Annotated in this window: 20 protein-coding genes; 14 read left to right on the top strand and 6 right to left on the bottom strand. The window is 65.0% G+C overall.

Translation table 11 applies throughout. From position 1 onward, the window contains the following. Window positions 1–177 precede the first annotated feature (177 nt). Complete coding sequence (locus tag AC1RWI_RS15510) at window positions 178–1,491, bottom strand: hemolysin family protein (protein WP_043358150.1); 1,314 nt, start codon at window positions 1,489–1,491, stop codon at window positions 178–180. A 389-nt stretch (window positions 1,492–1,880) separates the two neighbouring features. Here AC1RWI_RS15510 and AC1RWI_RS15515 point away from each other — a divergent pair, with 389 nt between their 5' ends. The 9 genes from AC1RWI_RS15515 to mdoH all read left to right on the top strand — a co-directional run bounded on the left by AC1RWI_RS15515 (window position 1,881) and on the right by mdoH (window position 16,302). Next, entirely contained in the window at window positions 1,881–4,025 is a 2,145-nt protein-coding gene (locus AC1RWI_RS15515) for a hydantoinase/oxoprolinase family protein (protein ID WP_492867313.1), read from the top strand. 11 nt (window positions 4,026–4,036) lie between these two features. After that, entirely contained in the window at window positions 4,037–6,361 is a 2,325-nt protein-coding gene (locus AC1RWI_RS15520; RefSeq protein ID WP_492867315.1) for a hydantoinase B/oxoprolinase family protein, read from the top strand. A 57-nt stretch (window positions 6,362–6,418) separates the two neighbouring features. After that, a complete protein-coding gene (locus tag AC1RWI_RS15525) occupies window positions 6,419–6,925 on the top strand; it encodes an acetone carboxylase subunit gamma (protein ID WP_492867317.1) in 507 nt (168 codons plus the stop codon). Between the two features lie 353 nt (window positions 6,926–7,278). Further along, window positions 7,279–9,300: a sigma-54-dependent Fis family transcriptional regulator gene (locus AC1RWI_RS15530; protein WP_492867319.1), complete on the top strand. Its 2,022-nt coding sequence runs from the start codon at window positions 7,279–7,281 to the stop codon at window positions 9,298–9,300. 132 nt (window positions 9,301–9,432) lie between these two features. After that, window positions 9,433–10,287, top strand: coding sequence for a helix-turn-helix domain-containing protein (locus AC1RWI_RS15535; RefSeq protein WP_043355032.1), 855 nt, complete (start codon window positions 9,433–9,435; stop codon window positions 10,285–10,287). 118 nt (window positions 10,288–10,405) lie between these two features. Next, the gene (locus AC1RWI_RS15540) at window positions 10,406–10,957 is read left to right on the top strand and encodes a surface-adhesin E family protein (protein ID WP_492867321.1); all 552 of its coding nucleotides are present in this window, start codon (window positions 10,406–10,408) and stop codon (window positions 10,955–10,957) included. 173 nt (window positions 10,958–11,130) lie between these two features. Then, window positions 11,131–11,331, top strand: a complete 201-nt coding sequence (locus AC1RWI_RS15545; protein ID WP_043355036.1) for a hypothetical protein — start codon at window positions 11,131–11,133, stop codon at window positions 11,329–11,331. 862 nt (window positions 11,332–12,193) lie between these two features. Continuing rightward, the gene (locus AC1RWI_RS15550; protein ID WP_492867324.1) at window positions 12,194–13,777 is read left to right on the top strand and encodes a glucan biosynthesis protein G; all 1,584 of its coding nucleotides are present in this window, start codon (window positions 12,194–12,196) and stop codon (window positions 13,775–13,777) included. Beyond that, window positions 13,750–16,302 carry a glucans biosynthesis glucosyltransferase MdoH gene (gene mdoH / locus AC1RWI_RS15555; RefSeq protein WP_043355039.1) on the top strand — a complete coding sequence of 851 codons (2,553 nt, stop codon included), beginning with the start codon at window positions 13,750–13,752 and terminating at the stop codon, window positions 16,300–16,302. Before AC1RWI_RS15550 ends, mdoH begins: the two co-directional genes overlap by 28 nt. 61 nt (window positions 16,303–16,363) lie before the next feature. On the opposite strand, the gene AC1RWI_RS15560 is transcribed toward mdoH, so the two are convergent. Then, window positions 16,364–16,945, bottom strand: coding sequence for a hypothetical protein (locus AC1RWI_RS15560; RefSeq protein ID WP_043355041.1), 582 nt, complete (start codon window positions 16,943–16,945; stop codon window positions 16,364–16,366). Window positions 16,946–17,341: 396 nt separating this feature from the next. Here AC1RWI_RS15560 and AC1RWI_RS15565 point away from each other — a divergent pair, with 396 nt between their 5' ends. Then, window positions 17,342–18,562, top strand: coding sequence for a Bcr/CflA family multidrug efflux MFS transporter (locus tag AC1RWI_RS15565; RefSeq protein WP_492867326.1), 1,221 nt, complete (start codon window positions 17,342–17,344; stop codon window positions 18,560–18,562). A 73-nt stretch (window positions 18,563–18,635) separates the two neighbouring features. On the opposite strand, the gene AC1RWI_RS15570 is transcribed toward AC1RWI_RS15565, so the two are convergent. Both AC1RWI_RS15570 and AC1RWI_RS15575 read right to left on the bottom strand, forming a co-directional pair. After that, entirely contained in the window at window positions 18,636–19,466 is an 831-nt protein-coding gene (locus AC1RWI_RS15570; RefSeq protein ID WP_043355045.1) for a mechanosensitive ion channel family protein, read from the bottom strand. Window positions 19,467–19,699: 233 nt separating this feature from the next. Beyond that, on the bottom strand, window positions 19,700–20,902 hold the full coding sequence (locus AC1RWI_RS15575) for an ammonium transporter (RefSeq protein WP_043355047.1): 1,203 nt from the start codon (window positions 20,900–20,902) through the stop codon (window positions 19,700–19,702). A gap of 610 nt (window positions 20,903–21,512) precedes the next feature. Here AC1RWI_RS15575 and AC1RWI_RS15580 point away from each other — a divergent pair. The 4 genes from AC1RWI_RS15580 to AC1RWI_RS15595 all read left to right on the top strand — a co-directional run bounded on the left by AC1RWI_RS15580 (window position 21,513) and on the right by AC1RWI_RS15595 (window position 23,822). Then, the gene (locus AC1RWI_RS15580) at window positions 21,513–21,794 is read left to right on the top strand and encodes an HU family DNA-binding protein (RefSeq protein ID WP_017226623.1); all 282 of its coding nucleotides are present in this window, start codon (window positions 21,513–21,515) and stop codon (window positions 21,792–21,794) included. A 192-nt stretch (window positions 21,795–21,986) separates the two neighbouring features. Continuing rightward, window positions 21,987–22,472 (top strand): acyl-CoA thioesterase, encoded by a 486-nt coding sequence (locus AC1RWI_RS15585; RefSeq protein ID WP_043355051.1) that lies wholly within the window; start codon window positions 21,987–21,989, stop codon window positions 22,470–22,472. A 10-nt stretch (window positions 22,473–22,482) separates the two neighbouring features. Then, window positions 22,483–22,995, top strand: coding sequence for a CreA family protein (locus tag AC1RWI_RS15590; protein ID WP_419188916.1), 513 nt, complete (start codon window positions 22,483–22,485; stop codon window positions 22,993–22,995). 68 nt (window positions 22,996–23,063) lie between these two features. Beyond that, window positions 23,064–23,822: an SDR family oxidoreductase gene (locus tag AC1RWI_RS15595; protein WP_043355052.1), complete on the top strand. Its 759-nt coding sequence runs from the start codon at window positions 23,064–23,066 to the stop codon at window positions 23,820–23,822. 15 nt (window positions 23,823–23,837) lie between these two features. Here AC1RWI_RS15595 and AC1RWI_RS15600 read toward each other — a convergent pair whose 3' ends face one another. Continuing rightward, a complete protein-coding gene (locus AC1RWI_RS15600; RefSeq protein ID WP_492867330.1) occupies window positions 23,838–24,695 on the bottom strand; it encodes an acid phosphatase in 858 nt (285 codons plus the stop codon). Window positions 24,696–24,818: 123 nt separating this feature from the next. Then, a complete protein-coding gene (locus tag AC1RWI_RS15605) occupies window positions 24,819–26,561 on the bottom strand; it encodes a class I adenylate-forming enzyme family protein (RefSeq protein ID WP_492867332.1) in 1,743 nt (580 codons plus the stop codon). Window positions 26,562–26,756 lie beyond the last annotated feature (195 nt).

Genomic DNA, 26,756 nt, shown 5'->3' on the forward strand with positions numbered 1-26,756 from the left:
CGCGCCATCGGCGCGCCGGCTCGGGGATCTGGCCCTCAAGCCGGCGTCAGGGATGGCACGGCATAGTGACGATCATACGGTAGAGCAGGCGCCGCTCGAAGCGTGGCGGGCACAGGGATAGTGCGGATTCGCCGGGGCTTGACGAAGCCCAGGTTTCGGCGGCAGGCGGGTATGAGGTCAGCCGGTGGTCTCGGCATCGGCGCCGTCGTCGGGCAGCACGCGCGACGCCAGTACCTTGTCGATGCGCTTGCCGTCCATGTCCACGATCTCGAACTTCCAGTCGCCCCAGCGCACGGTGTCGGTGGTCTGCGGAAGGCGGCCCAACAACAGCAGCAACATGCCGGACAGCGTGTGGTAACGCTCCTTGTCCTCTTCCGGCACCTGGCGCAGGCCAATGCGGTCTTTCAGTTCGGGGATGGGAATGAGGCCATCGAGCAGCCAGGAACCGTCCTCGCGTTGCACGGCCCATTCCTCGCCTACGCCATCCTGCTTGAATTCGCCGGTGATGGCCTCGATCAGGTCCTGCAGCGTCACCAGGCCTAGCACCTCGCCGTATTCGTCGATGACAAAGGCGATCTGGCCGCCGGAAATGCGGAAATTCTCCAGCAGTTCCATGCCGGTCACGCTCTCCGGCACGAACACCGGAGGCTGCGCCACGGTGGCGAGGTCGGTCGGCTCGCCGCGCAGGCGGCGCGCCAGCAACTGGCGGGCGCTCACCACGCCCAGCATGTCGTGCATGCCGCCGCGCACCACCGGGAAGCGCGAGTGATCGGACTCCTCGATGCGGCGCAGGTTTTCTTCCAGCGGGACTTCCACGTCCAGGCAGACCACATCGCCGCGCGGCACCATCAGCGAGGTGAGTTGTCGGTCATCCAGGCGGAACACATTACGCACCATGGTGTGCTCGTGCTGCTCGATGACGCCGGCTTCCGAGCCCTCCACCAGGAGGGCATGGATCTCTTCTTCGGTCACCGCTGGGCCGCGGCCGCTTTTCACGCCAAGCATGCGCAGCACCAGCCGGGTTGAGCTCGATAGCAGCTTGACGAACGGGGTGGAGGCCAGCGCCAGGAAGGAAATCGGGCGCGAGACCAGGCGCGCGATGGTTTCGGGGGCCATCTGGCCAAGGCGCTTGGGTACCAGCTCACCCAGCACAATGGAGAAATAGGTCAGGCCGGCCACCACAATGGTGGTCGCCACCCAGCCGGCGGTCGAGGCCTGCATGCCAAAGCCCTGCAGCCAGACGCCTAGCGGCTGCGCCAGGGTGGATTCGCCAACGACGCCGTTCAGCACGCCAATGGAGGTGATGCCGATCTGGACGGTAGACAGAAATCGGGTGGGATCCTCGCCCAGCTTGATCGCTTCGATCGCGCCACGGTCGCCTTCTTCGATGCGCCGCTGCAGGCGGGCCTTGCGGGCTGTCATCAAGGCGATTTCGGACATTGCGAACAGGCCGTTGATCAGGATCAGCACCAGCAATATGGCAATTTCCATCAGGGTGCGCGCCCTGTGCGCGCAGGAGTTATCGAGGCCCAAAGCATAACATTGCTGTGTGTCAGGGCCGCTGCGGGCTTGCCTGGATTGCCGCGCCCATTCCCCCTTGCGGCACTTTGTGCTGACCGGGCCGTCACCTGGGCACAGCATGAAAACCGAACGGTGCCCCCGTTTGAAAACACGACGTTCGAGACGGTACAAGTCGCTTCCCGCTCCGGCCTTTGCGCGAGGCTGTTCGCTATCTCATTGATATAAAACAAAAAATACTTTTCTCCAACAGTTGGCACAGGCGTTGCGTTACTGACACCGGACCACCGTGCGATGCGGTGAGTTTGGCAACGGCGCTGCCTGGCAGCCGCCGTGAACGCTGACAAAGCAAGGAGACAAGTATGGAAGTGCAATCACAAGTCCAGGTGATGGGCATCGACGCCGGCGGCACGATGACCGACACCTTCTTTGTGCGCGGCGACGGGCGATTCGTCGTCGGCAAGGCGCAAAGCAACCCGGAAGACGAATCCCTGGCCATCTTCAACTCCTCGGAGGACGCGCTTGCGCACTGGCAGCGCGGGGTCGATGACGTATACCCCGAACTGCTGACCTGCGTGTACTCGGGCACCGCGATGCTCAACCGCGTCGTGCAGCGCAAGGGGCTGGACGTGGGCCTGATGGTCAACAAAGGCTTCGAGCACGTCCATTCGATGGGCAGGGCCATCCAGAGCTACCTGGGCTACGCGCTGGAGGAGCGCATCCATCTCAATACGCACCGCTACGACGAACCGCTGGTGCCCCTGTCGCGTACCCGCGGCGTGACCGAACGCACCGACGTGCAGGGAGAAATCGTGATCCCGCTGCGCGAAAATGAAGTGCGTCAGGCGACACGCGAATTGGTGGCGGCCGGGTCCAAGGCCGTGGTGATCTGCTTCCTGCAATCGCACAAGAACGGCACCAGCGAGCAGCAGGCGCGAGACATCACGCGTGACGAGCTCAAAAAGCTCGGCGCCGATATCCCGGTGTTCGCCTCGGTGGACTATTACCCGCAGCGCAAGGAAAGCCACCGGATGAACACCACGGTGCTGGAGGCATACGCGGCCGAGCCCTCGCGGCAGACGCTGAAAAAGGTCAGCGACCGCTTCAGGAAGCACGGTGCCAGGTTCGACCTGCGGGTGATGGCCACCCACGGCGGCACCATCAGCTGGAAGGCCAAGGAACTGGCGCGCACCATCGTCTCCGGACCGATCGGCGGCGTGATCGGCTCCAAGCTGCTGGGCGAGACCCTTGGCTACGACAATATCGCCTGTTCCGACATCGGCGGCACCTCGTTCGACATGGCGCTCATCACCAAGGGCAACTTCGCCATCGCCGCCGATCCCGACATGGCGCGTCTGGTACTGTCCCTGCCGCTGGTGACGATGGACTCGGTGGGCGCCGGCGCCGGCAGTTTCGTGCGGCTTGATCCCTATAGCGGCGCCATCAAGCTCGGCCCGGACAGCGCGGGCTATCGGGTCGGTACGTGCTGGCCGGAAAGCGGGCTGGACACGGTGTCGGTCTCGGATTGCCATGTGGTGCTGGGCTACCTCAATCCTGACAACTTCCTTGGCGGCGCGATCCGGCTGGATGTGGAGCGGGCGCGCCGGCATATCAAGGCGCAGATCGCCGATCCGCTGGGTTTGTCGGTAGAGGATGCCGCGGCCGGCGTGATCGAACTGCTCGACCTGCAATTGCGCGAGTACTTGCGTTCCAACGTGAGCGCCAAGGGCTATAACCCGACCGAGTTCGTCTGCTTCTCCTACGGCGGTGCCGGGCCAGTCCATACCTATGGCTACACCGAAGGGCTGGGCTTCAAGGATGTGATCGTGCCGGCTTGGGCGGCGGGCTTCTCGGCGTTTGGCTGTGCTTGCGCGGACTTCGAGTACCGCTATGACAAGAGCGTCGACCTGGCGCTGCCACAGGATGCTGAGCAGGAGGACAAGGCCCGGGCGGCCCAGACCATCCAGCGGGCGTGGTCGGACCTGGCCGCCAAGGTGATTGAGGAGTTCAAGATCAACGGCTTCAAGGCCGAAGACGTGATCCTGCGGCCTGGCTACCGCATGCAGTACATGGGCCAGCTTAACGACCTGGAAATCAGCTCCCCGATCGTCAATGCCGCCGTGGCGGGCGATTGGGACCAGATCGTCGATGCCTTCGAGGAAACCTACGGCCGCGTGTACGCCAGTTCGGCGCGTTCGCCAGAGCTGGGTTTCTCCGTCACTGGCGCCATCATGCGCGGCATGGTGATTACCCAGAAGCCGGTGCTGCCGGAAGACCCGGAAGGCGGGCCGAAGCCGCCCGCGCAAGCACGGCTGGGAACGCGTCCGCTGTATCGCCAGAAGCGGTGGCACGACGCGGTGCTATGGAAGATGGAAGCGCTGCTGCCTGGCAACACCATCACCGGGCCGGCCATCATCGAGTCGGACGCCACCACCTTCGTCGTGCCCGAGGGCTTTGCCACCACGCTCGACAAGCATCACCTCTTCCACCTTAAAGAAGTGAAGTAAGGAGACACGCCATGAACATGATGTCCAGCAAGGAAGTCGGTCTCGCCGACCTGCTCAAGACCGGCGAGACGCTCAAGCAGTTCCGCGACGCCATCCTCGAACGCACCGCCGAGACAGGCCATTACAACGGGCTCACGCTCCTTGCATTTCGCGAGCGGGACCCGATCCGCTATGAGAAGCTCTTCTCCAAGCTGCGCGGCGGCCTGGTGCACGCGCGTGAAACCGCCAAGAAAATCGCCGCCAGCCCGATCGTCGAGCAGGAGGGCGAACTGTGCTTCACGCTCTACAACGCCGCCGGCGATTGCGTGCTGACCTCGACTGGGATCATCATCCACGTCGGCACGATGGGGGCCGCGATCAAGTACATGATCGAGAACGACTGGGAGACCAATCCCGGCATCCACCCCGGCGACATGTTTACCAACAATGATTGCGCGATCGGCAATGTCCATCCCTGCGATATCGCCACCATCGTGCCGATCTTCGCGCATGGCAAGCTGGTGGGCTGGGTTGGCGGCGTGACCCACGTGATCGACACCGGCGCGGTGACACCCGGATCGATGTCCACCGGGCAGGTGCAGCGCTTTGGCGACGGCTACATGATCACCTGCCGCAAGACCGGGGTGAACGACACCCCGCTGCGCGACTGGCTGCATGAAAGCCAGCGCTCGGTACGCACGCCGAAGTACTGGATTCTCGACGAGCGAACCCGCATCGCCGGCTGCCACATGATCCGCGACCTGATCGAGGAAGTGATCGAGGACGAAGGACTGCAAGCCTACGAAGAGTTCTCCTACGAGGTGATCGAGGAAGGGCGCCGCGGCCTGCAGACGCGCATCAAGGCGATGACGCTGCCGGGCAAGTACCGCAAGGTGGCGTTTGTCGACGTGCCCTACAACCACCCGGATGTGCAGACCTCGTCGGCCTTCGCCAAGCTCGATTCGATCATGCATTCGCCGGTGGAAATGGAAATCCGCAAGGATGGTTCGTGGCGCCTGGATTTCGAGGGCGCGAGCCGCTGGGGCTGGCATTCCTACAATGCGCACCACGTGGCCTTTACCAGCGGTATCTGGGTGATGATGACGCAAACGCTGGTGCCCACGCAACGCATTAACGATGGCGCCTACTTCGGCACGGAATTCCATCTGCCCAAGGGCACCTGGATGAATCCGGACGATCGCCGCACTGGCCATGCCTATGCCTGGCACTTCCTGGTCTCGGGCTGGAGCGCGATGTGGCGCGGCTTGTCGCAGGCCTATTTCAGCCGCGGCTACCTGGAAGAGGTCAATGCCGGCAACGCCAACACCTCCAACTGGCTGCAGGGCGGCGGCATCAACCAGGAGGGCGAGATCCACGCGGTCAACAGCTTCGAGGCTTCGTCGTGCGGCACCGGCGCCAGCGCCATCAAGGACGGTCTCAACCATGCCGCGGCGATCTGGAACCCGGAAGGCGATATGGGCGATATCGAGATATGGGAAATGGCCGAGCCCCTGCTTTACCTGGGGCGCAACGCCAAGGCCAATTCCGGCGGCTATGGCAAATACCGGGGCGGCTGCGGCTTCGAGACGCTGCGCATGGTGTGGAAAGCGCAGGACTGGACCATGTTCTTCATGGGCAACGGCTACATGAACAGCGACTGGGGCCTGATGGGCGGCTATCCGGCCGCCACCGGCTACCGCTTCGAAGCCCACAAGACCGGCCTGAAGGAGCGCATCGCCGCCGGCGACAGCCTGCCCCTTGGTGGCGATGCCAATCCGGACCTGCCGGACTACGAGAACCACCTCAACGCCGGCGCGGTCGTCAAGCGCGACCAGCAGTGCATGACGACCGAGGACTGCTACGACAACTACGACCTGTACCTGAACTACCTGCGTGGCGGCCCGGGCTTTGGCGACCCGCTCGACCGCGAGGTCGAGGCCATCGAGCGGGACCTGAACAACGCCTTGCTGCTGCCGGAATATGCGCAGAAGGTATATGGCGCGGTCGCAACCAAGGACGGCAATGGGATATGGAAGGTGGACGCCAGGCAGACCGCGTTGCTGCGTATCGAGATCCGCAACCAGCGCCTGGCTCGCTCGCAGCCTGTCCAGGAATGGATGAAGGGCGAGCGCGAGCGGATTCTGGTCAAGCATGCCTCGATCCAGGTGCGGCACATGTTTGCCACCAGCTTTGGCCTGTCGAGCAAGTTCGAGCAGCAGTTTCGCACGTTCTGGGGCCTGCCGGACTCGTGGACCTTGACCGAGGACGAGCTGGACGTGCCGACCTATGGCTCGAAGTACCGCATGGACCTGTCCAAGATGCCCGACGTCAACACCGTGGTGCTGGTCGAAGAGTGAGGCCCGGCCGGCACCAACCAATGCACACATTAGTCAATACGCCAGAGAGGATTCAAGATGTCCACTTACACCAGTGAACAGGTCAAGAACCTGGTCGACGGCAAGCTCGACTGGGACACCACCCTGCGCATGCTATCGATGCCCAAGGATGCCGCGCGCTTTCAGCTATACGTGCAAGCGCTGCAGAAAAAGCTCGATTGGGCCGATCGCATCGTGCTGCCGCTTGGCCCGCACATGTTTATCGTGCAGCAGTCCAAGACCAAAAAGTGGGTCACGCAATGCGATTGCGGCCATGTCTTCTGCGACTACCGGGAGAACTGGAAGCTCCATGCCAACGTCTACGTGCGCGACACGGATGAAGCCATGGCCGAGGTCTATCCGCACCTGATGGCGCCGGACACGCAATGGCAGGTGTACCGCGAATACTACTGCCCCAAGTGCGGAACCATGCACGACGTGGAAGCCCCCACGCCGTGGTATCCGGTGATCCACGACTTCGAGCCGGATATCGAAGCGTTCTATACGGACTGGGTGAAGCTGCCTCTGCCGGAACGCGCGGACTGATACCGGTCTCGACATCGAGGTAATCGTTTCTGCACTTCCGGGCCAGGGGATGGATCATGCATCCCTCTTGGCGGTGGCCTTTCGGCCGTTCGATTTTCGGACGGCCGTTTCGTTTTCGGCCGGTCGGTGACGGGCGCTCGGGCGCCCGCGCGGCCGGGCGGGCCGTACGGCGGGCACATGGCGCGTGGCCTGGAACTTGCGGGTAGGCAAGCCCCGGCTGGCATTGGCGGCACCGTCGGGAGTAGGATGCAAAGAGCGGGCGCCAGTCCCGCGAAGCACGCAAGACAAGAGATCGAGCCGGATAACCGGCCATCCGAGCCCGCATCGGGCGGGCCCCCGCAAGGAGACACGGAATGCAAGAAGCCGGTACACCGATGGACTGGTTTTCCCATCCCGACCATGACGCCAGCATCATGTCCGCCTGGGAGCACCTGATCGATGGCGGTGAGGCGAGCGCTGGCGAACTGCGCTGCGTGGTCGACGATTCCTGGCGCCGGTGCCTGGTGGGCCAGGTTGATCCTGGCGCCGGGGCCGCGCCACCGCCGCTGGACGAAGCCGGCCTGAGAGTCAGGCGGGAGAAGAATGATCGCCTGGTCAGCGCCAGCCTGCCACTGATACAGCAGACCCGCGAGTTTCTTTCGCAGACGGGCACCATCATGCTGCTGGCCGATCCTGACGGGATGATCCTCCAGCAGGAGGGCGATATGCATATCGTCGAGCCCGCCGGTGAAGTCGGCCTGATTCCGGGCTGCGACTGGACGGAGCTTAACTGCGGGACCAATGCCATCGGTACCGCGCTGGCCTTGCAACAACCCGTGCAGATCCATGGTGCCGAGCATTTTTGCGCCGGTATCAAGCGCTGGACCTGCTCAGCCACCGTCATCCGTGATCCGCTGGACGGCGGCGTGCTGGGTGTGATCGACGTGTCAGGTTTGGCGCAGACCTATAGCAGGCATAGCCTGGCGCTGACCGTATCGCTGGCGGGCCGGATCGAGAGCCGGCTGGCCAAGCTGGCCATGGAGCGCCGCCTGCGGCTGCTGGATCGCTGCATGAGCCATTTTGCGTCGGTGCGCAGCGACGGGGTGCTCGTCCTTGACGAAGGCGGGCGCCTGGTCAAGGCCAATCCGCAGGCGCCTTCAGCGCTGGCGCGGCTGGGCGTGAGCACAATTTTGAACAGCGCGTTTTCCATTCCCGGCCTGGACGCCCGTGTGGCGCGCGCCGGATCCGCGCCGCTCCCCGAATGGCTTCGCCTGACCCGCTTCGAAGCGATCCGCGATAGCGGCGACATGCTGGGATTCGTGGTTGTGATCCCTGCCGCGCCGCATCGTCCTGCATCGGGTGCTGCCGGCGCGCCTGCCGCGCGGCTGGGCGCGGCGCCGGCGTTTTCCAGCATCGTTGGCAACGGCGTGGCCTTGCGCTCGGCTGTGGAGAAGGCGCAGCACCTGGCGCCGTCCAAGGTGCCGGTGCTGCTGCTGGGCGAAACCGGCGTCGGCAAGGAATTGTTCGCGCAGGGAATTCACCAGGCCAGCGCCTGCGCGGACGGCCCGTTCGTGGCGCTCAACTGCGGGGGGCTGTCACGGGACCTGCTTGCGAGCGAGCTCTTTGGCTATGCCGAGGGGGCGTTCACCGGCGCGCGCCGATCGGGCGCGGCCGGCAAGATCGAGGCCGCTAACCGGGGGACGCTGTTTCTCGACGAGATTGGCGAAATGCCGCTCGACATACAGCCGCACCTGCTGCGTGTGCTGGAAGAGGGAGAGATCTACCGGCTGGGCGAGAACACGCCGCGCAAGGTCAGTTTTCGCCTGGTCGCCGCCACCCACCGGAACCTGCGTGACGACGTGGCCGCGGGGAAATTCCGCATGGACCTGTTCTACCGCATCGCCGTGACCAATGTCGCGATACCTCCCTTGCGTGAGCGCAAGGACGACATCCCGGCCCTGGTCACGCACTGGCTGGGCCGGCTATGCGAGCGCTATGGGGTGCCGGTGGCCTCGTTCGACGATGAGGCTTACCGATGCCTGCTTGCCTACGACTGGCCGGGCAATGTCCGCGAGTTGCGCAATGCGCTCGAGGGCTCCTTGCTGATGGCCGAAGGCGGCGTGATCACCCTGGACAAGCTGCCGCTCGAAATCAGCGCGGTGGGCATGCCGGGCGGGGCGGGCCGGGCGAAGGACATCGCCGGCAGTGTGCCCGAGTCGGTTTGCTCACTGGAGATGGCCGAATCGGATTCCATCCGCAAAGCCCTGGCATACAGCGGCGGCAACCTGACCAGGACAGCTTCGCGGCTCGGCATCGCGAAGAGCACCCTGTACCAGAAGATCCGGAAATACGGGTTGGGTGCTGCGCTGAGCGAAACACGCGGGCGGGTAACCTAGGGTAGGGCGGCGGGACCGCCGTCGACGACCGTATTTCAGCAAGGGCTGGTGTCGCGTTGCGGCATTGGGGGCGGTGCCAGTATGACTTCGCAGGTAATCGCCAGACGGCCTTCGCCATGCTGTAATGCCGTCATGGATACCCTGACCCCCAGTTCCGAAACCGCTCTCGATTTCCCCGGCCTGCTGCGTTACTGGCGCGGCAGGCGCGGCTATAGCCAGCTTGCGCTGTCGCTGGCCGCCGGGGTGTCGCAGCGGCATATCAGTTTCCTTGAATCCGGCCGCGCCCGGCCCAGCCGCGAGATGGTGCTGTCGCTGGCGGACCGCCTTGGCGTGCCGCTGCGCCAGCGCAACCGCCTGCTCCTTGCTGGTGGCTTTGCGCCGGCTTACACCGAGCACGGCCTGGGCGCACCCGCGCTGCAGATGGTGCAGCAGGCCGTGGCGTTGATCCTGTCCAAGCAAGAGCCTTATCCCGCCGTGGTGCTGGACCGGTTCTGGAACATGCTCGACGCCAATCAGGCATACCGCAACATGATTGGCGTGCTGCTGGGTGGGCGCGCACCGTCCAGGCTGGAGGAGGGCGGCGGGCGCATCAACCTGATGCTGACCGTCTTCGATCCGCACGGATTGTGGCCGGTCATCGACAACGCGCGCCAGGTCGGGCGCCACCTGCTGCGGCGTGTGTGGCAGGAGTTGCAGACGCAAGCGCAGGACCAGACCGCGCGGGAGATCTTCAGCCGCATCGCGCACTGGCATCCCGATATGGTCGGGCCGGCCGGCGCCGCGCTGTTCGACGACGACGCTGCCGAGCGCACGCCGGCTCCAATGCTGCCTGTGACGCTGGCCGCCGATGGTTTTCGCGCCTCGCTGTTCTCGACGCTGACCACGCTGGGCATTCCACAGGACGTCACGCTGCAGGAAATGCGCATTGAATGTTTTTTTCCGGCCGATGAGGCTTCGCGCCATGCACTCGAGGCGCTGTCGCGGTAGCCGGCGGCCTTGACCGGGACGCGCGGCCGGACGGGGGCCAGCGTACGCGTTGAGCGGATGGCGCAGCCCGGTGTGCGACAATGCGCGTTGTTTTTTTGGTCTACACGAGGGTCCGTCCATGTCCTTGCGCGCCTTTTTCCACGCTGCCGCCGTGCTGGTTGGCAGCAGCGTCTGTCTTGCCGCGTATGCCGAGCCTGTTGCCACGGTTCGCCCCGCCGCCACGGCGGGTTCATTTGAATGCCAGGCTCCCAGCGGGGGTGTTGCCTTCCGTTCCACGCCGCGCGAAGGCTGCACCGTGCCGGCCGCGCCCGATTCTTCGGTGCCTGACCCGCAGCGCTGGCTGCCCCTGACGGGCGCCAACGGGGTGATCTCTTACTTCGACAAGACTTCGGTGCGCCGCCGTGGTCCCGAGGTGGGTGTCGCCGTCATGCGCAACGCGCCGGCCGGGGTGATCCGCACCACCAGCGGCGAGCCGATCCGTTCCTCGCTCAAGCGCATGGTGTTCAATTGCGCCACGTCCATGTATGCGGTGGTGGAGCAGACGCTCTACGCCAAGCGTTACGCGCGCGGCGAGTCGCTTTACACCATCAACGCCCCTCACACGGGAATGCCGCAGCCTGCCAGCGCAGGCACTGTTCCCGGCGAACTGCTCAGCCGCCTGTGTCCTTGATGCCTGTGCCGGCGCGGGCGGCCAGGCTGGATGCTGCGTTGCAGTGTCGATAGGCGAACTGACAGGTCAACTCATTCGTTCCCTGCCTCGTTCTGGTAGTCACGAAGCGCAGGTGCCTAGCGCCACCAAGGGCCGCAGGCAGGCTTCTCGTTACGGCTGACCAGGAGGCTGAAATGAAGAAGTGGATCGTGATGTTGACGCTGGCCATGTTTGGTGCGGGTGCTTATGCCCAGGCGTCAGCGCCAGCCGCGCCCGCGGCCGGCGACAAGCCAGCGGCGTCAAGCTCCGGCAAGACGACAAAGAAGCCGGCAAAGAAGAAGAAAAAGAACCATGCGCCTTCCGATGCCGACAAGATGATGAATAAAGGCGCCTGAGCGCCGCTAGTGAAAGGCGACGGGCAGCAGCGCGCCGGTGCGTGCGCTTGCTGCCGAGCTAGTTCGCCACGCCGCCTGTGAGCCCTGCGTCGCGCGTGAAGCGCGCGGCGCCGCGCTCCCGGGTACCGATGTCCAGCGGCGCCATGCGCCATCCGGGGGGACTGGCATCGAGGCGGAACCCGATCGAGAGGCTACGGCCTCTCTTTTTTTTGGGCGCGGCGGACCCCATCCGCATGATTCCAGTGCAGTGCACGATTTTGCAGGTGCGCTATGCGCCGTTCCAGTGCTGCGCAGGTGCTCGCCACGCACGTTGACGGCGTGCGATCCGTATTCTAGCGTTGCAGATTCGGGGGCTGCCGCTATGCAGGAAGCATGGCGCAGCGGTCTGAGGGCAGGGGGGGGGCGATGTTCGCGTTCCGCCTTGTTCGTGCGTGGTGGCGCCGTAGGGGAAATCGCTGAAGAAATGGCTGTGCCCCGAACGTGCCCTGCGAGGCACCAAGCGATGATTCGACGGTATGCCCAATGTGATGCCTGGGCTTGTGCGGCGCGCGGAAAGCGGCGTCCGGATGGCTGGGGTTTCAAATTGTTGCAAACGTTGCGTGATCGAAACGTGACTTCTTAGTCTCGAGTTGTTAAGGTCTTATTGCGCATTGCAGCAAGTCGGATACGTCCCGATACATCCAGACACCAAGTCAGCACCCAGTCAAAAACGATGCGCAGCGAGATCCCCTACCGATTCCCCCGGATTCGCGCTGGCCGGCATCCTGCCGTTGCTTCCGTCATCCCGCTCGCATGGTGGCCCGCCTTTTGCTGCGGTGCTTGATCGATCCCAACCGTCCAACTACGCCTGTCACTGGCATTCATGTCCGAAAACGTTACCTTGCCGACCGTCGAATCCATCCAGCGCCGTGCATTGGCGCCTGCGAACACAGGCGCGCTTCGCCTCGGCAGGTGGTTGTGCGGCGGCATGCTGGCGCTGTGTGCCGTGGCGGCGCACGCATTCGATTTCGACACCGTGGCGGCGCGCGCGCGCCAGTTGGCCGCAAGTCCCTACAAGGCACCCGCGCAGAATCTGCCACGCGAATTGCGCGAGCTGCCGTACGAGCGCTACCGCGAGATCGAATACAAGCCTGAGCGTTATCAGTGGCGCAATGCCAAGCTGCCGTTCGAGCTCTCCTTCTTTCATGAAGGCATGGTGTTCGACCAGCCGGTGCGCATCAATGAAGTGGTGAGCGGGAGCGTCCGCGAGATCCGCTTCGATCCGTCCGCGTTCAACTACGGGCCGCACAAGATCGATGCCAGCAAGCTCAAGACGCTCGGCTTCGCAGGCTTGCGCGTGCTCTATCCGCTTAACAGCACCAAGGGCAAGGACGAAGTCGTTTCCTTCCTGGGCGCCAGCTATTTCCGCGCGTTGGGCAAGGACCAGTGGTATGGCTTGTCGGCGCGGGGCCTGGCCGTGGATACCGGGCTTAATTCCGGCGAAGAGTTCCCGCGCTTCGTGGAGTACTGGATCGAGCGGCCATCGCCGGCGGACAAGCAACTGACCATCTATGCGCTGATGGACTCGCGCCGCGTGAGCGGGGCGTACCGGATCGTGATCCGGCCAGGCACGGAGACGGTCATGGAGGTGAAGTCGCGCTTGTTCATGCGGGAGAACGTCACCAAGCTTGGCCTGGCACCGCTGACCAGCATGTATCTCTTTGGTGAGAACCAACCTTCGTCGGTGCCGGACTATCGGCCCGAGGTGCATGACTCCGACGGCCTCTCGGTGCAGCTCGGCACGGGCGAGTGGCTGTGGCGCCCGCTGAGCAATCCCAAGCGCCTGCTGGTGACCTCGTTTGCCGCGACCAATCCGCAAGGTTTTGGCCTGATGCAGCGGGATCGTAATTTCAGCAGTTACCAGGAGATTGGCGCTTGGTATGAGCGTCGGCCGAGCGCCTGGGTGGAGCCCAAGGGAAACTGGGGCTCGGGCCGGGTCGAGCTGGTGCAGATCCCGACCCCGGACGAGACCAACGACAACATCGTGGCGTACTGGGTGCCTGACACCCCGCCCAAGCCCAAGCAACCTTTTGATTTCGAATATCGCCTGCTGTGGCAGAAGGACGGCGAGAAACATCCGCCGCTGTCGTGGGTGACACAAACGCGGCGTGGCCAGGGCCTCAGCCGCAAGCAGGACGACACCAGTTTTTCGCTGGTGGTGGACTTTGAAGGCCCGGCCTTCAGGAAACTGGCCGCCGATACCCGGATCGATCCGGTGATCTCGGCCGACAGCAACGGGGAGCTGCTGAACACTTCGACGCAACGCAACGCGGCCACCGGCGGCTGGCGCATGACCATGGTCGTGCGCCGCAAGGACGAGAACAAACCGGTCGAATTGCGCGGCTATCTTCGCAACGGCAATACAACCCTATCCGAGACGTGGAGCTACATCTTACCCCCAGGCTGAAGCGGCGCGCCGCGCCGGCGGCGGCATGCGAGCGCTATCTCGATCGCGTTCCTGTCTCGCCCGACCAGCGACGCGAGCTGCTTGACAACGTCGCTGGCAGCGACGCCGCCGACACGGAGTCGGCCATCCATCTGCTGCAGCGCACACTCGCGGCCAAAGACGGCGAGCCATCCCCGGCGGGGCCGTCCTACGGCTCGGTGGGGCGCCGCCTCAATCTTGCCTATGGCGCGCCGCAGGCGTCGGGTGAGCCGCTGGTGCAGCGTCGTGCGGACGGCACCGTGCATATCGACACCGGCCCCGAGCCCAAACGCGCGTCCATGGTGCCGCGGGCGTGGCCTCCGCACATCGTCACCGGCTTCCTGCGCAACCTGGGCAGGCGCATGCTGGGCCGCCCGCCAATGCCGGAAACCTGGGACACGCTGCATGACGGTCCCGATGCCGAGGGCAAATGGCACCCGGCAGGCAAGCATCGCCGATGGGTGCTGCTTGGCCTGGTAGCCGGGCAGACCGTGCTGGCGACTTACTTCATGACCAAGGTGCTGCCTTATCACGGCACCGATCCGCTCGAGATCGCCGTGCTGGCGCTCTTCGCCATCCTGTTCTCGTGGGTGTCGGCCGGGTTCTGGACTGCCATGATGGGTTTCCTGGTGCTGGCCAAAGGCGGCGACCGCCATCTGATCTCGCGCTCGGCCGCGGTGGATGGGCCCATTGCCGAGGAGGCGCGCACGGCGGTCATCATGCCGATCTGCAACGAGGACGTGACCCGGGTATTTGCCGGGCTGCGCGCGACCTATGAGTCGATGGAACGCACCGGCGAGCTGGCGCGCTTCGATTTCTTCGTGCTGTCCGACAGCGGCAACCCGGACCTGCGTACCGCCGAGACCGATGCGTGGATGGAAACCTGCCGCGCGGTCAACGGCTTTGGCCGAATCTTCTACCGCTGGCGCCGCCATCGCGTCAAGCGCAAGACCGGCAACGTGGCGGACTTCTGCCGCCGCTGGGGCAGCGCCTATCGCTACATGGTGGTACTGGACGCAGATAGCGTGATGAGCGGCGAATGCCTGACCACGCTGGTCAAGCTGATGGAAGGCAATCCGGGGGCTGGCATCATCCAGACCGCGCCGCTGGCCGTGGGCCGCGAGACCATGTATGCGCGCATGCAGCAGTTTTCCACGCGCGTGTACGGGCCGCTGTTTACCGCTGGCCTGCATTACTGGCAGCTCGGCGAATCGCACTACTGGGGCCACAACGCCATCATCCGCATCCAGCCGTTCATGGAGCATTGCGCGCTGGCGCCGTTGCCCGGCAAGGGTCCGCTGGCAGGGGAAATCCTCTCGCACGATTTCGTCGAGGCCGCCTTGATGCGCAGGGCCGGGTGGGGCGTGTGGATTGCCTATGACCTGGAGGGGTCCTATGAAGAACTCCCGCCGAACCTGCTCGATGAGGTCAAGCGCGATCGCCGCTGGTGTCAGGGCAACCTGATGAACTTCCGCCTGTGGATGAAGCAGGGCTTCCACGCCGTGCACCGCGCGGTGTTCCTCACCGGTGTGATGGCTTATCTGTCGGCGCCGCTGTGGTTCCTGTTCCTGGTGTTGTCCACCATCATGCTGGCCAAGCACGCGCTGGTGCCGCCGGCGTACTTCACGCAGCCCTACCAGCTGTTCCCGACCTGGCCGGAGTGGCATCCCGAGAAGGCGCTGGCGCTGTTCTCGGCGACCGCCACATTGTTGTTCCTGCCCAAGATCGCCAGCGTGGTGCTGCTGATGAAGGACTCGCGCAACTATGGCGGGCCGTTGCGCCTGGTGCTGTCGATGCTGATCGAAGTCGTGATGTCGGCCTTGCTGGCCCCGGTCCGGATGCTGTTTCACACCAAGTTCGTGGTGGCGGCCTATAGCGGCTGGGGCATTACCTGGAAGTCGCCGCCGCGTGAAGATGCGCAGACCACCTGGGGCGAGGCGTTCCGCCGCCACGGCATGCACACCTTGCTGGGCCTGGCCTGGGGCGGGCTGGTGCTGTGGCTGGACCCGAATTTTGTCTGGTGGCTGCTGCCGATCGTGGGCTCGCTGGCATGCTCGATTCCGCTTTCGGTCTGGCTGTCGCGGGTCTCGCTGGGCCGCGCGCTGCGCGGGGCCAGGTTGTTCGTGACGCCGGAGGAGGCCACGCCCCCGCGCGAGATGGTGGCCATGCAGAAGCACGTGGAGGCAGCGGGGGAGCCGCCGGCATTCATCGATGCCGTGGCCGACCCGGTGACCAATGCGCTGATGTGCGCGACCGCCTCGTCGCGCGTGGTGCAGCCACAGGCTACGCAAGCGGAGCACGCCGCGCTGGTGCAACAGGCCCTCACCGCCGGCCCGGACGCACTGTCGGCGGCCCAGAAGCATCTGTTGCTGGGCGATCCCTTCGCACTCGCCCGGTTGCATGGACTGGTATGGGGTTCCCCGCTGGCGCATGCGCGATGGAAGGAAACCCGTGTGCTGCCCCGGCGCGCGGCCAACGTGGTGCCGTTGCGTCCAAGGCTCGCCTGAGTCATGCCCGGGAGCTGGCGCGCCTGCTCCCGGCAGGAATGCCAGATGAGGCTGGAAGGACTTAGCGCAATGCCGAGGCGCAGATGGGCGCGTTGATGTAGACGTCGCCAACGCGACGCTCGCCGCGCTCGTTGCGGGTCATGTAGCGGAACATCATGCTGATGCCCAGCTTGGTCAGGATTTCAACGTCCCGGTTCGCGCAGATATTGCGCTGCAGCGGCGCGGCGTAGCTGAGCTCGAAGCTGGCGAGGTCCAGCATGGGGCCTCGGTACTTGGTCAACTCCAGCTGGAACAGGATATGTTTGCCAGGGACCGACTGGCAGCGGCGCAAGCGCGTCTCGCCATCAATCTCGATGGGCAGGGCATCGTTGAGCTGGCGGCAAGCGCGCGACAATATGTTGTCGGGGCGGGCAGTATTGCGCAGCAATTCAGGCACGCCTGCCGCGCCGGTATTCTGGCCCGTGGCAGCGCCCTTGAGCATTTGCGCCAGGGCATCGGCCTCGTCCACCACCACGGGGGCCGGCGCGGAGGCGGCGGCCCTGGCTGGGACCGGTGCCGCATGCGCACGCTGCGCGCACGGCAAGCTAGCCGCGCCGGCGGCCAGGGCAAGAAAGACAGAAAGCAGTTTGTATCTTGTTCTCATGCAGGAAAACGTTGCCGGGAGCCGCACCATCGGGTGGGTTCCCGCGGTGCGTCGGGCTGCGTGATCGTCCGCCCCAGGCGGCCGACAGGCTGGCATTGTACCCTTGGCGTCGCTACCGTTGAAAGCCACGCACTCCTCCACTCCGCGGCGAAGCGAGGCGCGAAATCGCCGCAATGCCGCAATGCCGCGGCCCCGTCGGGCCTGTCATCACAGTTGCGCGCGCCCGGTCGGACGTGCGCCTGCATCATCGCCGCGCGGCATGCCGGGTGCGCGGCTTGTTACGCTATGCAACAATTACGTCTTTAGCCGCTCCCGTGCCGCTACGCCGTTAGCCAGTTTGACGCATTGGGCGCCGGTGGCCATCCCGGCCGCCCGGTTGTTCCTCAGGATGTTTCGATGACCCGCTCCACCCGCGCCCCGCAATCCGCGCGCTTTCCACTTTGGCTCCTGGTATGCGCTTCGCTTACCGCACTGGCGCCGCTTTCCATTGACATGTACCTGCCGAGTTTCCCGGCGCTGGCCGGGGATCTCGGGGTCGATATCGGCCGCGTGCAGCTCACGTTGGGGACGTTCCTGGTCGGATTGGCGGTGGGGCAGGCATTCTATGGCCCGATCAGCGACCGCTTTGGCCGCAAGCCGCCGTTGTACGTCGGCCTTCTGGCCTATGCGTCGGCCGCGGCCGGGTGCGCGCTCGCGCGCGACGTCGATGCGCTGATGCTGTGGCGTTTCCTGCAGGCCCTGGGCGGCTGCGCTGGCATGGTGATGGCGCGCGCTGTCATTCGGGACCGGCTGGAGGCCCATGAGTCCGCGCGCGCTTTCTCCTCGTTGATGTTGGTGATGGGCCTGGCGCCGATCCTGGCGCCCATCATCGGGGGCGCCGTGCTGGCGGCATTCGGCTGGCGCGCCATCTTCTGGTTGCTGTGCGGCGCGAGCCTGCTGATTCTGTGGGTGGTCCACCGCTACATGGAGGAATCGCTCGACCACGCCAGCGCCATGCCCTTGCGCCTGGGGCGCGTGCTCTCGAACTACGGCGAGCTGCTGCGAGATCGGGGTTTCGTCGGCTATTCGCTGTCCGCCGGCTGCGCGCAGGCGGGAATGTTTGCATACATCGCAGGGTCGCCGTTCGTGCTGATCGAGTTGCATGGCATCGATCCCTCCCATTACGGCTTCGTGTTCGGTGCCAACGCATTGGGCCTGATCGGCATGTCGCAGCTCAATGCGCGCCTGGTGCGCAACCGCACGCTGGACCACGTCCTGCGCCGCGCGCTGCTTGCGCCGTGCCTGGCTGGCCTTGTCCTGGCTGCGACCGTGCTCGCCGGCATGGCGCCGCTGCCGGTGCTGCTGACGGGTTTCTTTGTGTTTATCGCCAGCCTCGGCTGCATCCTGCCGAACGCCTCGGCACTGGCCATGGACCAACAGGGCCATCGTGCCGGCACCGCTTCCGCATTGATGGGAACGCTGCAATTCTCCCTGGGCACCCTGGCCGGCGCCGCCGTCAGCTTCTGGCGGGACGGCAGCGCGCTACCGCTGGCGGTGGTCATGGGCGTTTGCGGTACCGGCGCCGTGCTGATGCGGGCCTTTGGCCGTTCAGGCGCGACGGTGCGCGGCGCCGGTTGATCCGGGCGCCGACGGTGCCGCGATAGCGGGGCGGCCTGGCTTAGCGTGGCCGCGCCATCCCATCGATACACGGTTAAGCGGCTGCGCCGTTTTGCAGCACGACAAGCTGGGCTGGCATTGGGGCGGCGAAGCCGGCCTCGCCAAAGCTCTCGCGGATCACCCGGTTGCTATCGAAATACACCTGCCAGTAATGATCGGTATGGCAGTACGGACGTACCGCGAGCACCGGTCCCACCAGGGTGAACTCGAGAATCTCGACATCTGGCGGCGGTTCGGCCAGAACGTTGGGCAGCGCGGCCAGCCGCTCCTTGAGCAGGCTGGCGGCCGCCGCCACGTCGGTGCTGCCGGCCAACTGGGCTTTTAGCTCGACCCGGCGGTACGGGTTGGCGCTGAAGTTCTGGATCGTGTCCGCAAAGATCTTGTTGTTGCCGACCACGGTCAGGACGTTGTCTGGTGTGTCCAGCGTGGTGGCAAACAGGCCGATCTCCCTGACGGTGCCGGTGATCCCGCCTACCGTGACGAAATCCCCGACCTTGAAGGGCCGCAGCACCACCAGGAAGGCGCCTGCCGCGAAGTTGGACATCAGCCCCGACCACGCCATGCCGATGGCGATGCCGGCCGCCGCGATCAGCGCGGCAAAGCTGGTGGTCTGGATGCCGAAGTAACCCAGTATCCCGATGATCAGCACGATATTCAGGGTCACCGTGACGATGGAGCCGACATACCGCAGCAAGGTCGGGTCGACCTTTTGCTTGGTCAGGGACCCCTGCACCATGCGCACCACGACGTGGATCAGCCACCGGCCAACCACCCAGAAGACGAGGGCGGCGAGAACTTTGAACCCGACTTCAGTCGCATAGGTGACGACGACATCCTGATACTTCTGCAGCGTTGTAGCATCCATCGCGTTTCTCCCTTGCTGGCTCAGCAGGTACACAGGCAACGAACATCTTGCAGCGGCTGCCTGGACGCGTCAGGGGCGGGGCGCGAAGGCTGGCAAGGCATTATTGCTACGCGGCGAGCGGAAGTTCAAGCACAAAATGGCCGCGCAGGGCGCTACGCGCCACTCGCGGCCATGGGTCGTTGGAGCGTGGGGCGGGCGTGGCGCAAGGGCGTGAATCCCCTTTGCGCCGTGCCTTACCAGTTGGTTTCGCGTTCCGGCGTGGCGGAGATGCGATGCAGCGACAGGTCCGCGCCGTTGTATTCCGATTCAGCGTCAAGCCGGATGCCCACGACCTTCTTGAGCGTGCCGTAAACCACGGTGCCTCCCACTAGGGCGATCGCGATGCCAAGCAGGGTGCCGATGCATTGCGCGCCGAGCGAAACGCCGCCAATGCCACCTAGCGCCTGGTTGCCAAAGATGCCGGCGGCAATGCCGCCCCACGCGCCGCACAGCCCATGCAGCGGCCAGACGCCCAGCACATCGTCGATATGCCACTTGTTCTGGGCCAGCGTGAACAGGTAGACGAACAGCGCGCCGGCGATGGCGCCGGTGACCAGCGCGCCCAGCGGGTGCATCAGGTCGGAGCCGGCGCAGACCGCCACCAGCCCGGCCAGCGGGCCATTGTAGGCAAAGCCGGGGTCGTTGCGGCCGGCTGCCCAGGCGGCCAGCGTGCCGCCGGCCATGGCCATCAGGGAGTTGATGGCCACCAGCCCGCTGATCTTGTCGACGGTTTGCGCGCTCATGACATTGAAACCGAACCAGCCTACCGCCAGCACCCACGCGCCCAGCGCCAGGAACGGGATGTTCGAGGGCGGGTGCGCGCTGATGCGGCCGTCTTTCTGGTAGCGGCCGCGGCGCGCGCCCAGCAACAAGATGGCGGGAAGCGCGATCCAGCCGCCCATGGCGTGGACCACGACGGAGCCGGCGAAGTCGTGGAACGGCACGCCGGCGATCGAGGCGATCCAGTCCTGCACGCCAAAGCGGTTGTTCCAGGCAATGCCCTCGAAGAAGGGGTAGACCAGGCCCACCAGCACAAAGGTGGCCACCAGTTGCGGGTTGAAGCGCGAGCGCTCGGCAATTCCTCCAGAAATAATCGCTGGTATGGCGGCGGCAAACGTTGCCAGGAAAAAGAATTTCACCAGCTCATAGCCGCTCCTTTCCGCCAGTGTCTGGGCGCTGGTGAAGAACTCGACCCCATAGGCTACGGTGTAGCCAATAAAGAAATAGGCGATCGTGGAAACCGCAAAATCCACCAATATCTTGACCAGTGCGTTGACCTGGTTCTTCTTGCGCACTGTGCCCAGCTCCAGGAACGCAAAGCCCGCGTGCATGGCGAGCACCATGATCGCCCCTAGCAAGATGAACAGGGCATCGGTGCCGCTCTTCCATTTGTCCATACAATCCTCTATGCGCAAAATGGGAGCACATGTACGCAAAAAACGTACCAGTCTGGGGCATCACTGGCCGGGATCTGCACCGTGTTGGTGGGTTTTGCACCGATTTGTCGCGCTCGAGGGGGGTGGCGCAGGGATTGAGGGGCTGTAACCTGACGCCGAGCGACATGCGCCGGGGATGCGCGGCATATGGAGGCTGCGCCAAAATGAGGCAATGCCCCTATTTGGGGCGCGCGCTGGCGGGTTCTGTGCACCATGATGGGTCGTGCAGGCGCGTCCGTCCAACGCCATTGGGATGCCGCCGACCAAGCCGTCCGGGCGGTTTCGACGGCAGCAAGGCGCACACTGTGCAGGTCTGACCTTGTCAAGCGATGCCTGTCATCACGTACGGGCGTTCGAATGACCATTACCCTCGCTGGTCGCATTTGAAAGCACGGAAAAGGAGGGGTAAATTCCCCGCAAAGGCGCTTGACTCAAGGATTTGCGGCTTTTTTCGTTGCATTGGTGCCACTGGGGATTGCCCAATGCGTAAAGCGCGGATTAGACTGCGCCGATCGGTAATTTGCCGCGTGGCAGACACTCCGATCAAGACGACCAACTAGGGAAATCAGCCATGAATAAAGGTGAACTGGTATCTGCCATCGCCGCTGACGCGGAACTGAGCAATGCTGCAGCAGAGCGCGCGCTGAATGCCGCTCTGGACAACATTAAGAAGGCGGTTGCCAAGGGTGATTCGGTAACGCTGGTGGGCTTCGGCAGCTTCAGCTCCGGCAAGCGCGCTGCACGTACCGGACGCAATCCGCGTACTGGCGAGACCATCAAGATTCCGGCCGCCAAGACGGTCAAGTTCTCTGCCGGCCAAGGGTTCAAGGACGCTGTGAACAAGAAGAAATAAGCAGTCCGCGCCCCGGGCGCAAACAGGAAGGCGGCCCGTTGGGCCGCTTTTTTATTGTTGCCTGGGTGCTTTTCGACGTGCTCGGGGGCAGGGCAGGACGATCGTTCCGGGTTAAACTGCCGATCGTCGGCGCCAGCCTTTCGACCTGCGCCGCGGGTCGGCCCGGCCGCTTCCAGACTCCGGATTTTCATCATGAATGACCTGTCCCACCAGCTTTCCATGACCGTGCTGATGACGCCGGACATGGCTAATTTCTCCGGCAATGTGCACGGCGGCACCATCCTCAAGTACCTCGACATGGTGGCCTACGCCTGTGCCAGCCGCTATGCCGGGCGCTACGTGGTCACGTTGTCGGTCGACCAGGTCGTGTTTCGCCAGCCCATCCACGTGGGTGAGCTGGTGACGTTCCTGGCGGCAGTCAACTTCACCGGCCGCAGCTCGATGGAAATCGGCATCAAGGTCATCACGGAGAATATCCGCAGCAAGCTGGTTCGCCATACCAACAGTTGCTACTTCACCATGGTGGCGGTGGACGACAACGGCGCGCCCGCCGAAGTGCCGCCGCTGGTGCCCCGCGACGAAGTCGAGCGCCAGCGCTTTGCCGCGGCCCAGCTGCGCCGCCAGCTGCGCCAGGAAATGGAAAAACGGCACGATGAAATCACCGGCACGGTGTCCTGAGGTGGGGAGCATGGCGATGCAATGCGGGCGTTCCCGGCGTGTTTGCCGCGGGCCGCTGTGGCCGCTGACCGGCCTTCTGGCGGCGCTTGCGCTGCTGGCGCCGGCCGCGCATGCCGAGGAAATCGGCAGCGTGAGCACCAATTTTCGCATGACCGGCTCCGACAAAGTCGTGATCGAAGCCTATGACGATCCGCAGGTCGAAGGCGTGACCTGCTACGTGTCGCGTGCCCGCACCGGGGGCATCAAGGGCTCGCTGGGCATGGCCGAAGACCCGCCGGAGAGCTCCATCGCCTGCCGCCAGGTAGGGCCGATCACGTTCAAGGGGCCGCTGCGCCAGCAGGACAATGTGTTCTCCGAGCGCATGTCGATCCTGTTCAAGACCCTGCATGTGGTGCGCACGGTCGACCGCAAGCGCAATACCCTGGTCTACCTGACCTACTCGGACCGCATCGTGTCCGGCAGCCCGCAGAATAGCGTGACCGCGGTGCCGGTGGCGGCGGCCACGCCGATTCCGGTCAAGTAGGCATCCGTTTCCCGATCCACGATCCACGATCCACGATCCATTCAACAATCCAGTCCGGAGAAGACAGCATGAGTGAGCAAGGCAAGGTTGCGCTGGTAACGGGCGCGGCCCGCGGCATCGGCAAGGCGGTGGCACAGGCGCTGCTGGTGGCAGGCTATCGGGTGGTGTTTGCCGGACGTACCGCCGAGCCGCTCGAAGCGCTGGCCGTGCAAGCCAGGGCCGAGGGCCATACGGCGCTGGCGGTGCAATGCGACGTCAGCGATCCGGATTCGGTGGAGCGGCTCTTTGCCCAGGTTCGCGAGCATTTCGGCCGGCTCGACGTGCTGTTCAATAACGCCGGCATCAATGCGCCGGCGGTGTCGATCGATGAACTCTCTGTTGCGCAATGGAAGGCGGTGCTGGACACCAACCTGACCGGCGTGTTCCTGTGCTCGCGCGCCGCCTTCGCGCTGATGAAGTCGCAGAGCCCGCGCGGCGGCCGCATCATCAACAACGGCTCGATCTCGGCGCACGCGCCGCGTCCCAACACGGTGCCGTACACGGCGACCAAGCACGCCATTACCGGGCTGACCAAGAGCCTTTCGCTGGATGGCCGGGCCTTTGACATCGCCTGCGGGCAGATCGATATCGGCAATGCTGCCACCGATATGGCTTCGCGCATGGCGCGCGGCGTGCCGCAAGCCAACGGCGAGATCGCGCCGGAGCCGCTGATGGACGTGGCGCATGTGGCCAGCTCGGTGGTGCACATGGCCAACCTGCCGCTGGATGCCAATGTGCAGTTCATGACCGTGATGGCCACCAAGATGCCCTTCGTCGGGCGGGGCTGAACCTGGCGTCTCCAGCTATTTGATCGCCAGCGCCTCGCTTTCAGCGCGGCAGTCGCCGGCCGGCCGCAGCCCGTTGGCACGGGCTTGCGCAACTTCCGCTTTGGCTGCCGCAAGATCTGCGAGGAAGGTGGGGTCTGCATGCAGCCGCGCCACGGTAGCCGCGCCCATGATGCGGCCCTGCGTCGCATCGCTTTGCCAATGCACATTGCAGACCAGCCGGCTTTGCCCATAGGCCAGCCCGCGTGCCAGGATCACATTGGACTGTTGCGGCGCGATTTCCGCCAGGATCAACGCCCACGCCCAGCCAATGGCGTTATGCCCCGAAGGGTAGGAGCCGTCCTTGGAAAGCATGGCTTCCTCGGCGGGCGTGCAACTCGGCTGCTGGTTGGCCACGAACGGCCGGGCGCGCGCATATTTGTTCTTCACGCCGTACGTCGATAGTCCCGCATCGGCCAGGGTCCGGCGCAGCAGCAGGTAGAGCCGGGGTGTTTGCTCCTGCGATATCGGCGCATCCAGCGCGCACGAGAAAACCCCCGCGGCCTGCGGGAATTTCAGGTTGGCATCGACGGCTGCCTGGCGGTAGCGTGCCGTGCCTCGCTGGGCCTGGTTGGCGCGCGCGGTCTCGTCGTCCAGGGCTTGCGCCGCGGAGCCGGGCGCGGGCGGCGGTGGCACCAGGGCGAGGCTATCGGGCCGTGCGTCCGCCGGCAGGTAGCCGGCGAGAATGCCCGGCCGTATCTCCGGCACCGGCGCAGCGGCGCTGCCCTGGCCCTGGCTGGCACAGCCCGCGAGGAGCAAGGCAGTGCCCAGCACGGACAAGCCCGCGAGCCGCTTGCCGGAGGGCAGGAAAGGTCTGGTGAATGAATTTGCTTGCATCTGCATCCGCATCTGTTGGTTGTTCCCGTGATCGCCGTCGGACCGGCGTGGTACCGGCGAGCAAGCGGCGGTGCTCCCGTTCACGGCCGCCTGGGTGATCCTGACCCTGTCCAGCGCGCGGGTTCAGGCGTCGAACATCTTGCGCAGTGTCGATTTCAGGATCTTGCCGTTGGCATTGCGCGGCAGCATGTCGGGGCAGAACACGATCCGCACCGGCACCTTGAAGGCCGCCAGCCGCTCGCCCACGAACGCCTGCAATTCCGCCTCGGTGGCTTGCGCGCCGGGCTTCAGGCTGACCACGGCCGCGGGCTCTTCGCCCAGCGTGCGGTGGGGGATGCCGACCAGTGCCGCATCCATGATGGCGGGGTGATCGTACAGCGCGCTTTCCACCTCGATGCTGTAGATGTTCTCGCCGCCGCGGATCAACATATCCTTCATGCGGTCGACAATATAGACAAAGCCTTCCTCGTCCAGCCGCGCGATATCGCCGGTCTTGAGCCAGCCGTCGATGAATGTTTGCGCGGTGGCTTCCGGCTTGTTCCAGTAGCCGCGCACCACATTGGCGCCGCGCACCATGAGTTCGCCGGTCTCGCCGGTGGGCAAGCTGTGTCCGCGCCCGTCCACCACCTTCATCTCGCCGATGGGCAAGGCCGGGCCGCCGCTTTCGGGGCGCTCCACATACTCCTCCGCACTGTGGCTGGTGAAGGTGGCCGAGGTCTCGGTCATGCCCCAGCCAATGCCGGGGGCCGAATGCGGGAACACTTCCTTGATGCGGCGCACCAGTTCGGCCGAAGCGGGCGCGCCACCGTAGTTGACGTTTTCCAGCGACGACAGGTCGAAGCGCTCGCGCTCCGGGTGCTCGATGATCTGCCAGGCGATGGTGGGCACGCCGCCGGCAGCCGTGCAACGCTCGCGCTCGATCAGGCCCATGGCACGCACGGCGTCCCAGCGGCGCATCAGCACGATCTTGGTGCCGCTGGCCAGCGCGCCGTTGAGCACCGCCATGCAACCGGTAACGTGAAAGAACGGCACCGATAGCAGCATGCCTTTTTGCGGCGCGCCCGGATCTGGCGCGGGAATCGTCTCGCCGCGGCGCAGGCAATTGCGCATCGGGCTGAACGCGGCGGCCACGGCCACATTGGTGGCGTTGCGGTGGGTGCCGAGCGCGCCCTTGGGCTTGCCGGTGGTGCCTGACGTATAAAAGATGGTGGCGTCGTCGTCGGCGTCGATGGCCACAACGGGTACCGGCAGTGCGGGCAGTGATGCCCATTGGTCCGGCGTGCCGATCAGGCTCTCCAGCTGGCTGATGCGCGCGTCGCTGGCTGGCGCATTGGCGCGGCTGACGTAGATTTTTTCCAGCGCGGGGCAGCCTGGCAGGTGCTCGATGATGCGGCCCAGGCGTTCATCGTCAACGATGGCGATCTTGCTGCCGGAGTCGGCCAGGCCGTACTCCAGTTCCGCCCCGGTCCACCAGGCGTTGAGCGGCGTGACAATGGCGCCTGTCAGCAAGGCGCCGTAGAAGACGGCCGGCCATTCCGGCAGGTTGCGCATGGCCAGCGCCACGCGGTCGCCCTTGGTCACGCCATCTCGGATCAGCGCGTGCGCGATGGTGAGCGCGGCGCGGGCGAACGCATCGTACGAGACACGTTCGTCCTCATAGACGACAAAGGTCTTGTCGCCCAACGCGCGGGCTTGCAGGAACAGGTCGCGCAGCGTGGGCGGCGCGTTTTTCCAGACGACGGTGGCAATGCCCCGGATCACGCGCGTTTCGGTTTCGAAAGGGGCGCCGGGCGCGGTAAGGCGGGTATGGGCCTCGGCCAGGCTGATTGCCGGCCAGGTCGTAGCGGATTGCGGGTTGTTCGACATCGGTGCCTCCCTGACTGCATGGCAGGATGGGCAACGCTCTGGCAGGCCGGCGCGCAAGCCTGCCCGCATGCAGCGCCGGCGCGGTGAAGCGGGCGCTGCATGCGGGCACGAAGTGCCCCGGCTCAGGCCTCAGGCCTCGGGCATTGGACCTGAGGCCGGGAGCGAGCCCGGAACGGGAACAGCGAGCGTGGCGCG

This window comes from Cupriavidus sp. MPR-AND1C (assembly GCF_058809705.1).